The organism is Ferdinandcohnia sp. Marseille-Q9671 (assembly GCF_976954385.1).
Genome location: NZ_CDRJTA010000001.1, coordinates 1,921,640 through 1,939,182, shown reverse-complemented (window position 1 = coordinate 1,939,182; position 17,543 = coordinate 1,921,640). Strand labels below are relative to the sequence as shown.

The 17,543-nt window shown below is 39.4% G+C and carries 19 protein-coding genes; 15 read left to right on the top strand and 4 right to left on the bottom strand.

The genetic code is table 11. The features are described from left to right. The first annotated feature begins 109 nt into the window (after window positions 1-109). The 6 genes from ACWNMY_RS09675 to ACWNMY_RS09650 all read left to right on the top strand — a co-directional run bounded on the left by ACWNMY_RS09675 (window position 110) and on the right by ACWNMY_RS09650 (window position 5,377). Window positions 110-946 (top strand): flagellar hook-basal body protein, encoded by an 837-nt coding sequence (locus tag ACWNMY_RS09675; protein ID WP_449538432.1) that lies wholly within the window; start codon window positions 110-112, stop codon window positions 944-946. Between the two features lie 143 nt (window positions 947-1,089). Beyond that, window positions 1,090-1,929, top strand: coding sequence for a flagellar hook-basal body protein (locus ACWNMY_RS09670; RefSeq protein WP_449538431.1), 840 nt, complete (start codon window positions 1,090-1,092; stop codon window positions 1,927-1,929). A 105-nt stretch (window positions 1,930-2,034) separates the two neighbouring features. After that, complete coding sequence (locus tag ACWNMY_RS09665) at window positions 2,035-2,331, top strand: DNA-directed RNA polymerase subunit beta (RefSeq protein ID WP_449538016.1); 297 nt, start codon at window positions 2,035-2,037, stop codon at window positions 2,329-2,331. Window positions 2,332-2,867: 536 nt separating this feature from the next. Continuing rightward, a complete protein-coding gene (gene ltrA, locus ACWNMY_RS09660; protein ID WP_449536735.1) occupies window positions 2,868-4,142 on the top strand; it encodes a group II intron reverse transcriptase/maturase in 1,275 nt (424 codons plus the stop codon). A 273-nt stretch (window positions 4,143-4,415) separates the two neighbouring features. Further along, window positions 4,416-4,850 carry a 3-hydroxyacyl-ACP dehydratase FabZ gene (gene fabZ / locus ACWNMY_RS09655; RefSeq protein WP_449538430.1) on the top strand — a complete coding sequence of 145 codons (435 nt, stop codon included), beginning with the start codon at window positions 4,416-4,418 and terminating at the stop codon, window positions 4,848-4,850. A gap of 146 nt (window positions 4,851-4,996) precedes the next feature. Next, window positions 4,997-5,377, top strand: coding sequence for a hypothetical protein (locus tag ACWNMY_RS09650; RefSeq protein ID WP_449538015.1), 381 nt, complete (start codon window positions 4,997-4,999; stop codon window positions 5,375-5,377). 57 nt (window positions 5,378-5,434) lie between these two features. Here the strand turns inward: ACWNMY_RS09650 and ACWNMY_RS09645 are convergent, their stop codons facing one another. Beyond that, complete coding sequence (locus ACWNMY_RS09645) at window positions 5,435-5,872, bottom strand: YwpF-like family protein (protein ID WP_449538014.1); 438 nt, start codon at window positions 5,870-5,872, stop codon at window positions 5,435-5,437. A gap of 301 nt (window positions 5,873-6,173) precedes the next feature. Here ACWNMY_RS09645 and ssb point away from each other — a divergent pair, with 301 nt between their 5' ends. The 8 genes from ssb (at window position 6,174) to ACWNMY_RS09605 (ending at window position 11,525) form a co-directional block, all read left to right on the top strand. Beyond that, window positions 6,174-6,515, top strand: coding sequence for a single-stranded DNA-binding protein (ssb, locus tag ACWNMY_RS09640; RefSeq protein ID WP_449538013.1), 342 nt, complete (start codon window positions 6,174-6,176; stop codon window positions 6,513-6,515). Between the two features lie 17 nt (window positions 6,516-6,532). Next, window positions 6,533-6,709 carry a hypothetical protein gene (locus ACWNMY_RS09635; RefSeq protein ID WP_449538012.1) on the top strand — a complete coding sequence of 59 codons (177 nt, stop codon included), beginning with the start codon at window positions 6,533-6,535 and terminating at the stop codon, window positions 6,707-6,709. Between the two features lie 419 nt (window positions 6,710-7,128). After that, window positions 7,129-7,503 carry a GntR family transcriptional regulator gene (locus tag ACWNMY_RS09630; RefSeq protein WP_449538011.1) on the top strand — a complete coding sequence of 125 codons (375 nt, stop codon included), beginning with the start codon at window positions 7,129-7,131 and terminating at the stop codon, window positions 7,501-7,503. Between the two features lie 11 nt (window positions 7,504-7,514). Then, window positions 7,515-8,204 carry an ABC transporter ATP-binding protein gene (locus ACWNMY_RS09625; RefSeq protein ID WP_449538010.1) on the top strand — a complete coding sequence of 230 codons (690 nt, stop codon included), beginning with the start codon at window positions 7,515-7,517 and terminating at the stop codon, window positions 8,202-8,204. Continuing rightward, window positions 8,201-9,031 carry a hypothetical protein gene (locus ACWNMY_RS09620; RefSeq protein ID WP_449538009.1) on the top strand — a complete coding sequence of 277 codons (831 nt, stop codon included), beginning with the start codon at window positions 8,201-8,203 and terminating at the stop codon, window positions 9,029-9,031. Before ACWNMY_RS09625 ends, ACWNMY_RS09620 begins: the two co-directional genes overlap by 4 nt. A gap of 15 nt (window positions 9,032-9,046) precedes the next feature. Beyond that, complete coding sequence (locus tag ACWNMY_RS09615; RefSeq protein WP_449538008.1) at window positions 9,047-10,222, top strand: hypothetical protein; 1,176 nt, start codon at window positions 9,047-9,049, stop codon at window positions 10,220-10,222. Window positions 10,223-10,268: 46 nt separating this feature from the next. Next, window positions 10,269-10,781, top strand: a complete 513-nt coding sequence (locus ACWNMY_RS09610) for an RNA polymerase sigma factor (RefSeq protein WP_449538007.1) — start codon at window positions 10,269-10,271, stop codon at window positions 10,779-10,781. Window positions 10,782-10,901: 120 nt separating this feature from the next. After that, window positions 10,902-11,525, top strand: a complete 624-nt coding sequence (locus ACWNMY_RS09605) for a hypothetical protein (protein ID WP_449538006.1) — start codon at window positions 10,902-10,904, stop codon at window positions 11,523-11,525. A 336-nt stretch (window positions 11,526-11,861) separates the two neighbouring features. Here the strand turns inward: ACWNMY_RS09605 and ACWNMY_RS09600 are convergent, their stop codons facing one another. From ACWNMY_RS09600 to ACWNMY_RS09590, 3 genes are all read right to left on the bottom strand, one after another. Further along, window positions 11,862-11,990: a hypothetical protein gene (locus ACWNMY_RS09600; RefSeq protein WP_449538005.1), complete on the bottom strand. Its 129-nt coding sequence runs from the start codon at window positions 11,988-11,990 to the stop codon at window positions 11,862-11,864. A gap of 188 nt (window positions 11,991-12,178) precedes the next feature. After that, window positions 12,179-14,941, bottom strand: coding sequence for a DEAD/DEAH box helicase (locus ACWNMY_RS09595; RefSeq protein ID WP_449538004.1), 2,763 nt, complete (start codon window positions 14,939-14,941; stop codon window positions 12,179-12,181). Between the two features lie 12 nt (window positions 14,942-14,953). After that, window positions 14,954-16,558 (bottom strand): SWIM zinc finger family protein, encoded by a 1,605-nt coding sequence (locus ACWNMY_RS09590; RefSeq protein ID WP_449538003.1) that lies wholly within the window; start codon window positions 16,556-16,558, stop codon window positions 14,954-14,956. Window positions 16,559-17,002: 444 nt separating this feature from the next. Between ACWNMY_RS09590 and ACWNMY_RS09585 the strand changes: the two genes are divergently transcribed. After that, a complete protein-coding gene (locus ACWNMY_RS09585) occupies window positions 17,003-17,164 on the top strand; it encodes a hypothetical protein (protein WP_449538002.1) in 162 nt (53 codons plus the stop codon). Window positions 17,165-17,543: the final 379 nt, after the last annotated feature.

Sequence of the window (17,543 nt, the reverse complement as noted above, 5' to 3'; positions counted from 1 at the left end):
TGAATGTTGCTAACGTGGGTATATTTTACAGATGAAGTATGAGGGAATTCCTTTTATAATAAAAGGAGCAAAAGAAGACGAACGGTTAAGAAAAAATGGGGTGAGTTCATTGTTACGTGGTTTTTATTCTGCAGCAGCAGGAATGCTTGCACAGCAGCGCCGTACGGAAATGTTAACCAATAATATTGCGAATGCGAATACACCAGGATATAAAGCGGACCAAGGATCATTGCGCGCTTTTCCAGAAATGCTTATGCAACGGTTAGAGGGCGCTTCTAGTCCTACAAAAAGTGGCGGTAGTATTCGGACAGCTAGTAGCATAGGTGGCCTTAACACGGGCGTATATATGCAAGAAATGATTCCGCTGTTTACGCAAGGAGATATCCGCGAAACAGGACTTACGACAGATCTTGCATTAGTAAATGGGAATCTGCCAATTAATGAGGAAACAAATAAACCAGGTTCTTTATTTTTTGCTGTTCAAAATGCAAATGGTGATGTGAGATATACGAGAAATGGGAATTTTACTGTGGACGCAGCAGGTTATCTAACAACGAATGAAGGATATCATGTGTTGAATGAGGATGGAAATCGAATTCCGTTGGGAAGCAGTCAGTTCGAAGTATCGGCAGATGGAAGTATTCTTGTAAATGGACAAGCACAAACACGCTTGCAGATTGCCTTTTCGGATAATCCGTTGTCTCTTCTAAAAGAAGGAAATGGGTTGTTTCGCACAAATGATGGAGCCGAGCTACCCAATGCAACAGCGAATCCCGAAGTCACATTTGCCTTAAAACAAGGCTTCCTCGAAGGATCAACCGTTGATGTAACACAGGCAATGACTGAAATGATGACCGCATACCGTACCTTTGAAGCAAACCAAAAGGTACTACAAGCGTATGATAAAAGTATGGATAAAGCTGTTAACGAGATTGGAAGATTATAAGAAAAGCTTAGGGTGCCCAGTTTTAGGTAAGAAGCATAAGACGAGCGCTGGCAGCAGGTGTATTCTACCTACCGAAGCGCTCGTCTTTGAAGCTAGATATTTAACATATTTTTATTCGGTAAGGGGTGATTCCAGTGCGCTCGATGATTACGGCAACAAATACGATGAGTCAGCTACAAAAGCAGCTTGATACAATTGGGAATAATATAGCAAACATAGATACGAACGGCTATAAGAAGCGACAGGTGAACTTTAGTGAGCTGTTATCCCAACAATTCAATAATCAACCGGTTGGTACTCAAGAAGAAGGCCGTGTAACCCCAAATGGAATTCGGATCGGTGTGGGAGCTAGACTTGGACATACAAATATGATGATGACACAGGGGGCTATCAAAACAACTGATCGTGAACTTGATATTGCCTTTACAAGGGAAAATCAGTTTTTGCAGGTGTTGGTTGAGGAAAATGGAATGATGGTTCCTCGTTTTACAAGAGATGGTGCGCTCTATTTGTCACCGACAAATGATGGTACAAATCAGGTATCACTTGTAACAAGCGACGGAAACGCGGTCCTCGATCAAGATGGAGACCCCATTGTATTTACCGATAATTTCAAGGAAATTCAAATTTCACCAACTGGAACCATATCTGTGATTCCAGCAGAAGGACAAGTACCGAATCAAATTTTTAATCTAGGTGTGGTTGAAATCAGTAAGCCACAACTTCTTCAAGCAGTTGGCGAAAATCAATTTGCATTACCTGATTTAGCTGAGCTTGGAATAGCGGAAGCTGATGTATTTGTTTCCCTCCAAGGCGATTTGCGTGAACAAGTCAGCATTCAACAGGGAGCACTTGAACAGTCGAATGTAAATTTGACAACTGAAATGTCTGATCTACTGCTGACACAACGCTCATATCAGTTTAATGCGAAGTCCATTTCGCTTTCTGACCAAATGATGGGACTTGTGAATGGTATCAGATAAGAACTTATTCATAGAAAATGTAAGCTGCGGAATACTATTACAATAAAGCATTCCAAGTCCAAGGGCTAAAATCGGAACAACCCCAAAAGATAAGGAGAAATCTCTGTGACTAGTGAACTAAACAATACACAAGTAAAATCACGAGAAGAATTTCGAAAAACTCGTGAAGATGAAAAGAATACGGAAAAAGAACCTAAAAAGAAGCGTGAGAAAAAAATTCGGATACGCTTAATTCCAATTTGGGTGCGACTTTTACTTGTCGTTATTCTTTTTGCTGCCAGCATATTGATTGGTGTGGTTGTGGGATACGGAGTCATTGGAGATGGTGAACCGAGTGATGCCTTGAAAAAATCAACCTGGCAACATATTGTTGACATTGTAAATAAGGATGCTGAAAAATAAACGAAAAATTCGAGGAGGCAATCGCCTTCTTTTTTTATGTGTGCCAGGCATGGCAGCTATCTAGGTGGTGAAAGTCCACTGTGGGGGTACACATCACCAACCACTAAGGAAGCGCAAGGTACTTATCGTGAGATAAGGGCTGGAGGAAGCGTGGAATAAAATCTTGGCTCGACGTACAGAAATCTGATACTAAGGCTCTATAAGGGGATGAGGCTCCATAACAAGTCAAAGTCCAAAAGATGTGCGTACTTTGTAGAGTAAATCAGGCGAGTAAAAGAGGAAAGATAGTTGTCTTACCCTGGGAGGTCTTGCGGATGTACAGTAGTACAGTCGGAAAAGGTTAGTCGCAAGAAGTCAGCAGAAGCCATAGTAATGAGTTAAATCATGAAGGGCTGAACAATTTATAGTGTTTCAACACCACGAATGCGTAAGTGACGAACTCTGAATGTGTTAATGGTGAAAGTATGAGCGTATCTCAAAGGATAACCAAAAGATAGAGCTATCACTTATTACGTGAGAGGAAAGGGGAAACGAGTGTGTCGATTTTAGAACAAATTCTAAGTAATCAAAACATGAATGAAGCCTACTTGCGTGTATATAAAAATAAAGGCACAAGTGGAGTGGATGGAGTAACAGTCAACGAACTTAAACAATATCTGAAAGAGAACAAGGATGAATTGCGCACGCGCATCAGAACAAGAAAATACCAACCACAAGCTGCCTTAAGAGTGGAAATCCCAAAAGAAAATGGAAAGATGCGCAAATTGGGAATACCAACAGTAGTGGATAGAGTAGTTCAACAAGCCATTCATCAAGTACTTAGTCCGATATTTGAAAAGCAGTTCAGTGAATTCAGTTATGGCTTTAGACCAAGAAGAAGTTGTGAGATGGCAATTATAAAAAGCTTGGAATTTCTGAATGATGAACACGATTGGGTAGTGGACATTGACCTTGAAAGGTTTTTCGATACAGTCCACCATGATAAACTAATGCGAATTATATCCAACACAATAGACGATGGAGATGTTATCTCACTAATAAGAAAATACTTAGTTAGTGGGGTCATGGTGAATGGTAGATATGAAGAAACACCAGTCGGGACTCCGCAAGGAGGCAATCTCAGCCCTCTCTTAAGTAACATTATGTTGAACGAACTAGATAAGGAACTAGAAAATAGAGGACTACGATTCGTTAGGTACGCTGACGATGCTCTTATCTTTGTGAAGAGCGAGAAAGCAGCTAATAGAGTGATGAAATCAATCGTGAGATTTATAGAAGAGAAATTAGGCTTGTTAGTCAACACAGAAAAGAGTAAAGTCTCCCGTCCGGGAGATTTGAAGTTCTTAGGCTTTGGTTACTACTACGATGCTAAAAACGGAAGATATCAAGTGAAACCACACCTAACTTCTGTACAGAAATTTCAAAGGAAGCTTCGACAATTGACAAAGCGAAACTGGAGTATTCCGTTAGATTACCGAATATTGAAATTGAAACAAGTCATTTTCGGATGGGTAAATTACTTTAGAATATCAAATATGAAAAAGGTAATGACTCGTATTGATGAGAAGTTACGCTCAAGAATTAGGGTAATCATATGGAAACAATGGAAGGTACCGAGAAAACAAATCAAATCGCTAATTCAACTAGGAATTCCAAAGGAAGAAGCGAAAGGATTAACCTTTTGTCGAAAAGGCTACCGATATATAGGATTATCAAAAGTAGTTCAAAGAGCACTTTCAAATAAAAGACTAAAGCAGAGGGGAATTCCCTCTGCCTTGGAACGTTACCTAAAAGTACACACTGGAATATAAATTGAAACGCCGTATACGCGAACCGTACGTACGGTGTTGTGAGAGGGGCGGAAATAAATTAAGTTATTTTCCCTCTACTCGATTTGAGTTTTTAGGATGTTTCCCAATACCCTAATACTTGTATTATAATAAGCACAAGATGCTTACTTTATACGAGCCTATGATGAATGTTTAAAAGGACTTTTGTGCATATATGTAAAGCATGAAAAGAGTCTGGAGCAAACATTTAAGTGGGAGTATAACAAAGTGATACATAAGGAGGAAATTGAAATTATGTTAGATATTAATGAAATAAAAGAAATTATCCCTCATCGCTACCCTTTTTTATTGGTCGACCGTGTCCTTGAGATTGAAGAAGGGAAACGAGTGGTTGGAATTAAAAACGTAACAGCAAACGAAGAATTTTTCAATGGACATTTTCCTGAATACCCTGTTATGCCAGGAGTATTAATTGTTGAAGCTCTTGCACAGGTGGGTGCAGTGGCGATGCTGAAAAAGGAAGAAAATAAGGGGAGACTTGCCTTTTTTGCAGGGATCGACAACTGTCGCTTTAAAAAGCAAGTAAAACCAGGAGATCAACTTCGTCTTGAAGTAGAAATAACTCGTCTGAGAGGCTCGCTTGGAAAAGGAAAAGGTGTAGCTACTGTAGACGGGGAACTTGTTTGCGAAACTGAAATCATGTTTGCTCTTGGCGAAAAGACTGAATAATAGAGGAACCGGATGGAACTGCCATCTGGTTTTTTTATGCACTTTTTTTTGTAATTTTGTTGATACATTCTTTACGTTCGGGGAAAGCTAACCAAAGACCGAATAGGTCAACCATACTTAGAAGAAGTCAGAAAGGAGAAATTGCAATGAAAAACAAATGGTTTCTTAAGCTGTTAGGTTCACTCCTAGCTGTGTTTTTAGTAACAGGCTGTAACGCTGATGACCAAGATCCGCCACCAGAGGATGACGGCCTTGAAACTCCTGGTGAGGATATGAATGAAGAAATGGATAATGAAGTGGTACCTGATGTAACGCCTGAGGAAGATGGCGGGAACAACGGTAATAATGGCAATGGTACAAACGGTGACGGTAATTTAATGGAAGATGATAATAACGACGGTGACGTTGATATGGGTAAAGATGACAAAGATGAACTTGGTGACACTCTAGATGATGATGAACAAGCTCCAGGCGGTGGCACTGGTGGAGACGCTGGTGGTGCTGGCGGTGCAGGTGGAGGCCAGTAAGCCTTCGAAATGATGTAAGAAAGGCGGGATTTAGTCCTGCCTTTTTTGCATATATGATTAATTCTCGATTGGTTTCTTTTTCTCTTGTAGCCTGTTTTTGAACTCAGCAAGTAGACCGTCACCTTTTAGACCTTGTTTAATAAGGTCTGTGAGAACCATTTCAGCTTTGTTGTACCGGGCTGGCACAATTTTTCCTTCCAACAATACACTCACACTCTTGTCCAAGTTCTTTAATATTTTCACTGAACCCATTAATGACGCTGGGTCATTTGATTTTTTGGAAATGGTAACTTGGAGATTAAGCTCGGTTTCAGTATTCTTTGCTTTTTCAAAAATTGCCTTATAAGACTTTTCGATATATGCTTCGACAATCCAGCGATTTTCTCCATCTTCTTTGTTAATAATTAATCCATCAAGTAACGGTATTTCCTCAACTCGGCTAGGCAGTTCATCCTGATGAATAACAGTAAGTGATACTAATTTAAATGTTTTCAACCATCTGACCTCCTCTTCCTCATGTTCCCTGACTTTGATAGTAAAATTATAGCATATTTGCCTGCTTATTATATGAAGTAGAAGCGGAAAAGAACCAAAAATTGGTGTAACTACTCAAAAAAATTGTAGAACTGTATATAAAGATTGATTCGATATAGTAGAGTGAAGAAAAGTTGAAAAAGGATAAGAAAAAATCCAGTTTTACAGGAAAAGGTACTTCTATTATTGGATATCCCTCATTTTACCATTGTCGAATCCTGAAGTATGATAGCTTTGTTACATTTAACCAAGGAGGGAAATTATGATAAATCAAGTAATTTTAGTAGGCCGTCTTACGAAGGATCCTGATTTACGTTACACACAAGATGGGAAAGCGGTTGCCAGTATAACACTCGCTGTTAGTCGTAATTTCAAAAGTGCTGGAGGAAGTATCGACACGGATTTTGTCAATTGTACGCTTTGGAAGAAGACAGCAGAAAATACGGCAAACTATTGTAGAAAGGGTTCGATCTTAGGTGTAACCGGACGAATCCAAACCCGTAACTATCAAAATAATGACGGAAAAAAAGTATATGTAACCGAAGTACTAGCAGATTCTGTCAAGTTTCTTGGTGGCAAGCCAAGGGAGTTAGTAGAAAACTAAATAGGAGGATATGTACGATGAACCATGATGAAATAAAAAGTATCAATGAAAAGCTTAACAAGCTTGCAATGGGTATTGCCTTACATCTTGAGACACTTCAAGGTCAAATTGGTGAGCGTATGGATCAAATAGATAGAACCTATGGTGAGCGATTACTTCATATAAGTAGCATGTTAGAAGGAGAGCAATCATGATAAGAGTCATAAAAAAATATAAAGTTTAATTTCCACATCCATCTACCCTCGCAACAAGGAAGCCGCATACGCCTTTTCAAGATAGTTCCCCTAGAGAGAGAAAATATCCACGGATAAAATCCTCATTTATTAGCCAATCATGCTCTCGACATGCTTGGCTTTTTCTAAATCTAATATTAGAACATTTGTTCTTATCTGTCAATGCTTATCTTTTTTTATTTTTTGTCTATTGACAGTGAAAGTGTATTAATCATATAATACATGACATAGGGTGTATTAATGAGTTGATACACTGAGATTTTTTTTAGATTTGCTGTATTATGCATATAATACAGTTGAAAATACAACTATTTATACAAATCACATTTATTTTTGTGAATAGTGTATTAAGCAATTAATACAATTTCGGGAGGTGTGTCATGGATATTAAGTTTAATAATCGGGATCCCGTATACGTGCAAGTCATTCAGTTTTTTAAGGAACAGATTGCAAAAGGGCATTTTGAACCAGGTCAGGAGATTCCATCAAGACGAGAGCTAGCAAACAAGTTGAAGATTAATCCAAATACGGCGCAGCGGGCGTACAAAGAAATGGAGGAACAAAGGTTGATTTTTACGGAAGGAAATTTACCAAGTCGGATAACGAAGGATGAGCAGGTGTTAAAAATGGTTCGAGAGGAATTAATTTTAGAGGCAGTGTATTCGTTCATTCATTCAGTTCGATCCATCAATGTACCGTTGCAAGAGGCGTTGGATTTAGTGGAGAAAGAGTACGAAAGAGATAGCAAGGAATAGGGGGGATTTTCATGATAGAAGTAAAGGATGTTACCAAAAAATTTGGTAGGAAAACAGTATTGAAGGGTGTTTCATTTACGGCAGAAAAAGGAAAGATCACGTGTTTAATCGGAATCAATGGTGTGGGGAAAACAACGGTGATGAAAGCGATTATGGCTTTAACTCCGATTGATGGTGGACAAATTCTGGTTAATGGAGAAAAAGTGCATAAAGGAAGCTATGAGAAAATTACCTTTATCCCTGACACCATTACGATGTTGCCACAAATGAAAATACAAGAAGCCTTTACATTTATGGCTGATTTTTATGATAGTTGGAATCAAAAACGAGCGGAAGAACTTCTCCAGTTTTTTAAATTAAAGGAAACGGATCGAATCTCTGAGCTCTCTAAAGGAAATACCGCAAAAGTGAACCTTATCCTTGGATTAGCCTTAGATGTTGATTATGTTCTAATGGATGAACCTTTTTCAGGAATCGATATATTCAGTCGTGAGCAGATAGCAGAGGTCTTCACAAGTCATTTGATCGAGGACCGTGGGGTTATTATCACGACACATGAAATTAATGATATTGAACATTTAATTGATAAAGTAGTGTTACTAGATAATGGTGTTGTACTTAAAGAATTTGATACAGAAGAAGTTAGGGAGAATGAAGGGAAATCGGTTATCGATGTCATGAGAGAGGTGTATAAAGCATGAACCGTTATTTGAAGCTAGTGAATTTTGAGTTTGCTCGTTTTTTTAAGTTGTATCTTGTGTTAATTGGTATAACAATCCTATTTCAGGTGGTAGGGGCTTTTTTTGAAGCACGACGTTATGTGGCTCGAGCGAACAGAGCCATTTATGAGGATCTAATGTCGAAGACCGATTTTATCGCTTCATATGGAAAGATGTCTTTTTATAACTTTTCTCAGTCAGGCTGGTTTATGGGACCGGTTGTCATTTGCGGTGTTACGTTGTTGATTTATGTGTTCTTTATTTGGTATCGAGATTGGTTAGGTAAAAACACGTTTAGCTATCGTTTGCTCGTATTGCCAACATCACGATTGAATATTTATTTGGCAAAGGCTACAACAATTGCTATTTTCGTGTTTGGACTAGTCGCTGTTCAGTTACTGTTAATACCTGTTGAAATTCAAGTGCTGGAGTGGATGACTCCAGATGAGTTTTATCTTGATTTTCCTGTATCCCAAATTTCAAGTGTTTACTTTTTAAGCATACTGTATCCAAAGACCTTACTTGATTTCATCCTTTTGTATGGTACGGGACTAATCGCTGTCTGTGTTGTTTTTACGGCCATTTTATTTGAACGTTCATTTCGTTTGAAAGGGATTTTTATTGGGATTCTTTATATTGCAGTGTCCTTATTCCTATTTTTAGCCCCGGTATTAGCGAATGAATTTATGTTTGGCAATTATTTTTATCCATATGAACTGTTTTACATGGAAATAGGGGCAGGCTTACTTGTTTTGGCTGGTGCCATTTGGATAGGGAATTATCTTTTGAATAGAAAAATTAGAGTTTGATAGGAGGTATCGCAAATGAAACGATATTGGAAAATTATTACGATCTGTCTCGTTACGGTGGTTGTGATTGGAACGTTTTACATTCAATCTAGTCTTGCCGTTGAAAATATTGTGGTTGAATTTGAAAAAGTTAGTGGCGATGAGAATGAAGCGAAAGGTCTTGAAATAAATGCTGATTATGTGGTCGGAGATATTCATCAATCCTTGCTCATTACACATGATGAAACAACAAATGTAAGTAATCGCTCCATGATTCAAGAGTTTACTGGAATGAGCCCGGAAAGGAATAAATTAATTGAAAAGTACGGGAAATTTATGCGAAGTAAAGATTGGTTTCCTACTTATTTCTATGAAGATGACCAAGTAGTTGCCTATGTCAGTATAGAAGGAAAAGGGATCAATGCATCACCAATGAATTCCTTTTTCGATATTGATGTGATGGATATAAAATCAAAAGAATCAACTTCGATGGAGTTAGATATCCCTAATATGGAAAATTACCATTGGGTGGATGTGATTGATGTCCAGCTGCTGAATGGAAATTTGAAGGTAATTGCCAGGGGTTCTCGAACAAGTGGGGAAGAGGATTTAATTGCCTATACGATAAACATAGCTGATCAAAAGGTAGTAAATAATGAAGTCATTCACTCTTCTTTACCAGTTAAGGATGGGTGGTCAGAGGTAAGAATTTTAAATGATACGTTTTCGAGTCATCCTCAAAACTATATTTTATTTAGAGTAGAGACGTATGAATATTACCAAGGTGATGCTGAGAATATAGTGGCTTCTGATGTCATGGTATACGATATTGAAAAAAATCAAACGAAAAAAGTAGATGTTCCAGAAGAGTTATCTGGTGTAATAAGTAATTCTACTATATCTGGTTCTACCATCTTTGTGCCAAATCAGGTTGAAGATGGTGTAATCGTTGAACAATATGATATTGAAGCGGAAAAGTGGGGAAATAAACAAACATTTGCTGTCAACCAATCGGAAGACGCAAAAGATGCACCTGCTGTGAAACTTTTGAATGAAAAACTATATATTATCAGTTCTACTAATGACGGATATATCCTCTCCATCGGTGACGTGAATACGGGAGACTCATTATACGAAGGCAAGCTACAGGTGAAAAATCAAAAAGACAAAGAATCCAAATTGTATATTTTTGAAATAAGAGAAGCTATGTAAGTCAGTGGAAGTAGCTGGATAACAGTACAATATAGGGTGGAGAAACATGGAAGAAAAAGAATTAGAACAAATCATTTCAAAGTTTGAAGGCGAATTGCGATTTGTTGCATTCCGCTATGTCCGGGATTGGATGACTGTTGATGATATTATGCAAGAAGTATATGTGAAAATCTTTTTGAAATGGAACTCATTTAAGGATAATACAAAGATTAAATCGTGGTTATACAGAATCACATGCAATCAATGTATTGATTATCTTCGCAGTCGAGTGGTTCGTCCGACTGTTTTAACCGAGAATCTAGAAGATTTACAATATACCTCTAAAGAATCGGTGGAGTCAGAAATGATAGAGAGCTTTGAAAGGGAAAGACTTTATCAACATATAGACGCATTGCCGACGGATTATAAACAAACATTGTCACTCTATTATTTAAAGGATTATTCGTATCAAGAGATTTGCGAAGTGTTGTGCAAAGATATAACGTTTGTGAAAAATAAGCTTTTTCGAGGCAGACGTTTGTTGAAAAAGCTATATGAGAAAAATGAATTAAGCTTCTAATTCTTTTTAGCCAATCATGTTTGAGACGTGGTTGGTTTTTTTATATTTCTATCATGTTTCGATTCTGGTAAATAAAGTATAATGGTAGGAAAGACTACCTTACAGTAGAGGATGAATGTGATGAAATATGTTGTGTTATTTGGGGTTGCGATAACGGTAGGAGTATTATTGGCATTTTTAGAAGTGAATGAGTTTCTTAGCTATATCATAAGCATTCTGGTTATTTTTGGTCTTTCATTCTACTTATTCTTTTTCCCTCTTTATTTTGGGAAGGACCTGTCCAAAATAGAATCATACCTTTTAAAGTATCGGAAAAATCCAATGTTTAAGCTGTATTACGGGATGGGGAATCGGATCGATGGCGATGTAAAAGAGGCGACAGAGCAACTACTTCGTAAGTTTAAGCAGCCTGCAAGGCAAGCAATGTTTAAGACGTTGTTTGCATTGTATGAGAATGATATTTTACGAGCGAAGCCGGACATAGAGAATATACAACCTCCAGAGTATAAATATTACTATCAAGCAATCGTAGCTGTGGAAGAAGGAAAAATTGAAATAGCACAAGAGCTTAGCGGAAAGATCAAGAAAGAGTGGATGAAGCATGCCTTAGCAGCAGGTATTGCAAAAAAAGCAGACAATCATGACGAATATGCTAAGCAAACTCAACTAGCCTTCGAGAAAACGAGAGGCATACAGAGGTATGTGTTTTTTAAGCAATTTGAAGAGGATTTGAGGGTTGTTTGATGCAGTGTAATGTTGTGGACGGGTGCTTTATTTGGGGATTGCGTCTTCGTGTGCGAGAATTGCACCTTGGCGGGAGCGAATTGAGCCGTTGTGGGCGAATTACACTTTTGTGAGGGTAATTGCACCGTCGTGCGGAATAATTGCACCTTTGTGAGGGTAATTGCGCCGTCGTGGGGGAGAATTGCACCTTGTGAGGATAATTGATCCGGCGCAGGGCGGAATTGCACCTTCGTGAGGATAATTGATCCGTCGCAGGGAATAATTGCACCGTTACGCGAATATTGCACGTTACGAATTGTATCAACATAAAAAGCTCAAGGTCAGCGCACCTTGAGCTCATTTGTTTTTCTTCAGTTTGTCTTCCATTAGCTGATAGAGCTTTTGCCATGGCTCCGTTTTGTCTTTGTGCTTTTCACTTGGCACAAATTTTTTTCTTCTCTTTGGTTTGGTCGTTTTTTCTGCCAAATGAATCAGCCCCTTTTGGTTTTGCGTATTTCACTCCAAGTTAAATCCGTATATTAACGCGTATGCGGGTTCTTAAAAAGTGGGTCAGGGAACCTGTCCCTGTGACCCACGAGGCTGGGACAAGGAACCTGTCCCCCTGACCCAGGAAACAGAACTCCCTGTTCCACGCCGCCCTGATCAAAGGCAAACTAGAACGCTCCCAACAAATCTTTTAGTTCGCTTGTGGAGAGTTCGGTGATCCAGTTTTCGCTGGTGATGATTTCGTCGTTGAGTGATTGTTTCTTTTCGAGCATTTCGTCGATTTTTTCTTCGAGTGTGCCGGTTGCGATTAGCTTGTGCACGTGAACGAAGCGCTTTTGCCCAATTCGGTAGGCACGGTCGGTTGCTTGGTTTTCAACGGCCGGGTTCCACCAACGGTCATAGTGGATAACGTGATTCGCTTCTGTTAGATTCAGACCGGTTCCGCCAGCTTTTAGTGACAGAATCAGGATATTGTAATCTCTGTCTTGGAATCCATCAATCATCTTGTCTCGCTGCACCTTTGGGATACTTCCGTTCAAGAACAGCACCGATTCGTTGTAGCGTTTTTGAAGCACGTCTTGAATCATTTCACCCATTTGGATATATTGTGTGAAAATCAAACAGCTTTCGTCCTGGTCTCGAATGTGATCAACAAGCTCCAGGAGCTTCTCCATTTTTGCAGAACGCTCGTCAATATTTGTTGGAGCTTCTTCCTTCAAGTATAGAGCTGGATGGTCGCAAACTTGTTTCAACTGCCCTAGCATTTTTAAAATAAGGCCTTTTCGCTGGATTCCTGCTAGTTGTTCCACTTGTTGTAGTGTATCCTTTACAAGCTGTTCATAAATGGATGCCTGTTCGACGGTTAACGGACAAAATTCCTTTTGTTCAAGCTTGTCTGGTAGATTCAACGCGACCGCTTCATCATTCTTCGTCCGTCTTAGTAAAAATGGCTTAATCAAGCGTTGAAGATCTGCGATTGTTTCCTGATCATGATCCTTTTCAATCGGAGACACATAGCGCTTTTGAAATCCTCCGAGGCCACCTAAATACCCACGATTGATAAAATCAAAAATAGACCAAAGCTCGGTAAGGCGGTTTTCCATTGGCGTACCAGTTAACGCAATATTATGGTCGCTTTTAAGCTTCCTAATCGCACGAGACTGCTTGGTTTGTGCGTTTTTAATATTTTGGGCTTCATCCAAACAAATCGTACCCCACTCATAAGCTGAAATCTCTTCTTCATCTAAATGGGACAATCCGTATGAGGTGAGAACGATGTCTGCCTCACTCACTCCTTGTGTGAACTCTTCACCTTTTAATCGGTTTGCTCCGTAATGGAGATGGACACGTAGAGAGGGGCCAAATTTCTCGAGCTCCTTTTGCCAGTTTCCAAGAACCGAAGTCGGACAAATAATGAGCGCAGGCTTAGAGCTACTTTCTTTCACGGTTAAAAAGTAAGCAATCATCTGAATCGTTTTTCCAAGTCCCATATCGTCTGCAAGACAAGCTCCAAATCCAAACCTTCGTAAAAATAACAGCCAATCAACACCTTGTTGCTGATAAGGACGAAGTTCTCCTTTGAAGCTATCTGGTATGGTCGCGGTTGGAATTTCCTTAATGTCTGTCAGCTGCTTAATCATCTGCGAGAGATGGCGGTTTAGCTCAATTTTCACTCCTGCAAATGCACCCGTAGCATCTTGCTCTTCCTGTTCTGCCCGTTCGGAAAGTGAAAGAAGTTCCTGTTCGAGAACGTCCCGGATATGAAGACCTTCTTTATTTGCACGCTCTAGGATTGATTGAACCTGCTTAATAAAAGCGGGGTCAAGCTTAATCCACTTACCGCGAATATTGATCAATCGTCTTTGCTCGCTTACGAGTGACATGAATTCCTCCTCAGAAAGCTCCACGCCATTTGTGGAAAAACGCCAGTCAAAGTTAACGATCGATTGTAATCCAACAAAGGACTGTCGTCCACCACCTGAAGAAGATTTCACCTTTGCCTTAACTGCTAGTTGGGCATCCTTGATTGCTTGCCACCAAGATGGCAACAGAATACCGACACCTGCGTCCACTAGCTTTGTGCTGGCTTCGGTTAAAAAGTCCCATGCCTGACGTTCGGTTAGCTCATATAGGATCCCATCCTCATCCTCAAGCCACGGAACGAGCTTACACCACATCTTTTGGTCGTTACCAATTCGCTCCGCAAAAGGACCCCATTCCTTAGGAAGCGAACCCTGATACGTCACCATTTTATGAGGCTTTGCCTTGCTGCGCAGTACCGTTTCGAGCTTCCAAGTCCCGTTGTCTAGCTCTGGTTCATCGATTTGAAGCAAGACATCAAATGGAGTGAGATCCTCTTTCCAGCCAATCCGTTCTAGCCAGTTGTTTTCATCAACAACGGAAGCTGAGCCACCTGTACTTTTTACAAGGGGGAAGGTTGATTTAATGTCCTCCCATGCGCCAGAAAGGGAGGAATCAGATTGAATCCAATCATTGATGGCGGCTGAGAACCAGTTTGCTGAGAATCCAGTCAGCTCCATTCCAACTGGTTTCCAACCGAAACGGCCATATTCGCTCCAAAACTCAAAGTCTGGCATAAACTGTCCATCCTCTACGAGCGGTAGTAACGGTTCTGAAATCGCATGATACTGTTCAGCATTCTCGCCCATCTCTATGTTTATAAAGGAATTCTTAGGCGAGTTTGCAAAAAACGTCAAAGCCTGCCAAGGTGTGAGCAAAACAGCAGGATAGTCATGAAAAGTTGTCTCTTCAAGAAAGGTTCCGTAAAAGGATGCATCATGCCAGATAAATAGGTTTCGTTTCCATGCATGAAGCTCGAGAGGTTTGTCATTCTCATCCGTACACCATATATAACAACCATTCTCTTCAACCCATTCAGCATGGATAACAAGTGTTGCTGTAAAATTCATCATTTCACCCCTTTACTCTTTGATCATTGATGCCCGTAAAAGTTCCTGTTGAAAGGCACGCAAACGTTTATTTATCGTGGCAAGTTTTGTAATATAGTCCTCCCACACATCTTCTTGCTTCAGTTTCTTATAAAGAGTTCGTACCCTGCGTAGGTACTTCACAGCCTTTTTGTAGCTAGGCCGATTTTTTCCTTCAATCGCTCTTGTTATTGCATGATGGTAAAAAGGGAATAAGGCAGCACGATCATGTTCCTCGATTTGCTTAATAATATATCGGTCAACTTCGTCAATATTATAGCCAACTAACGTTTGTAGTTCGACCCATCTTCTATAATCCTCGGTTTCGAGTAAGTAATCATTAAATTCCACAAAGCTAAATGGCAATAAACTGTTCATGGCTTTTAGATAAACACTTGGTTCCTGTTCCTCCGCATAAGGCGAAATGGTCTGCAAATAATAACGAGTCATATGGCGTTTTCCATCATAGCTTGAGATGCCAAATATATACTTGCGGATTCCCTCCAATGTATAAACAATCCAGGCGCGAGCACGAGACCATTGTTTTAACTCAGATAGATAGGAAATCCACCAGAAGCAATAAGGCACCCCTTGGTCTCCTATCTCCTTTATTATCTCGATCGCTGTCGAATCGTCCTTTTGTAAAAAACGCAGATGGGCCTTAGCGATGATGTGATCAGGGATGGATTCAGCTTCAAGTATTGTCTGTTCCAGTTCGATCCATTTCTGTCGGTTGAAAAATGTTGCCCACAGTAGTCTGTACATTTGGAGACGCTCATATTGAAACAACGACTGACCTAGTAATGCCTGTCTGATATGTTCCATACTTTCCTCAAGTAGCCCATCAATAGCAAATGGAAGGAGAACATGTTTCATCTCTAAAGAGTTATCAAGTACGACGTCTGTAAAATTATGAAAATAAGGCTTAATATAATTATCAATTTGGAAATTTTTTAATTCCATTCGTTCCATATTTTCAATGGTTTTTTGAATGCAAAACAAGGCTGCATGAATCTGATATAACTTTTTGAGTTCCTCGGAATAAGGTGCTTTCCGTTTTAATGTTTGATAAAGGGTATGATAAATTGTTGCGAAAAAGTATATATTCTTCTCAAGGTGACCTGATTCAAACCGCTCATACTCTTTGTTGAAAAGCTCGAGCCAACTTGCAAGGGAATTCTCATTGATCTGAACTCGTTGTTGCAGTTCACTTGCTTTTTTAATTGGAAGAGATGCTAATGTTGCATTCCTCATGCTACCTCCTTTCCACTGCTCGAGTAATGAACCAACTCTGTCCACGCTTGCATACATATAAAAAAACAGGGCCATCCGATGACGACAGAAGGATGGATCCGGACATGTACATTGACTCATTTCTAATGTGTCTAAATCAAGTGCCACATCACATGGCGTAACATCCTGAACACGACCTTCTAATGTCTGTCCGTTGAATTTTACATTATAGACACTCCCCTGACGGTAGAGGTTTAGTCCCTTTTTTATTAACGTCCGGTCTACCTCGTTGTCAAACCTGATCATGTCACGAAGCTTTTCGGAAAACTGCATAACCTTTTCCTTTGGAATATCATTTTGAAGCAAGGAAATCTCACTCCCCACGAGCTAAAATTGTAAATCCATATCCTATTATTATACCGCAAAATGTTTCAAAACGAATGTGTGAATATGAAAAGCTGATGTTGAAGTCAGTAACCCACTAATAGTCTCGATTTTTTTCAGAGGATTGAAGGACGACAGTACCTTTCACGTGTTCTACCTGAAATTTCTAAAAAGTTTCGCTCGGACAGTCGCAAAACAGAATGACACTGCGTACTTGTATAGTAATTACTTGACGGAGGTGGTTATCTCCATCCATCTTCGAACAAGGTTTCATTCTTTAAAGTGTCGCATCATTATGATAGGCACTGCTTGAGAAATGTAGACTGTCAACTTGGTGGAGGCTTCTCCATCCTTCACCGAGGGACGGTCAAACTTTTACATGCCAGTTTAAAATATATATGTTTTTTCATCTAGGAGTGACATAATTTGGACAGTAAATCAGCGGGTAAGGACTGCATGATTGATGAGAATAGGGTTCGAAAAGCATTGATCCGTGCATATATGAAAGGCGAAAGAATTAAGGAAATTGATACGAAACAATTCATTCAAGACTTGGCCAACGATATCAAAGGCTCCTCCAACACATAATCCGCAAATAAGCCTGTACACCTATTCTTTACAAATTAGGTGAAGACAGGCATTTTTTCATTAAATAGGTATTTCCCTTACATCTTTTAAAAAGTGAATAAAAAAACGATTAAAACCAGTCGTATGAAGGGTTCTAGCGTTGTGAGTGGACAGGTTCTACTACTTTTGGATTATAGAAATAATTAATTTGGGTCATAGAAATCTTTGCGATTTTTTGTCATAATTGTTCCCACAAACATATAAGTGTTTGTGGTCACCCAGCATTGGTCAGTGGTTTTGAAGCCATTCGACTAGTCTGGGTTTTTATTAGGTCTATATAATTATAAAATAATAAAAAACGACATGTGTATACGGTTACATTCTAACAACGTAAATGATT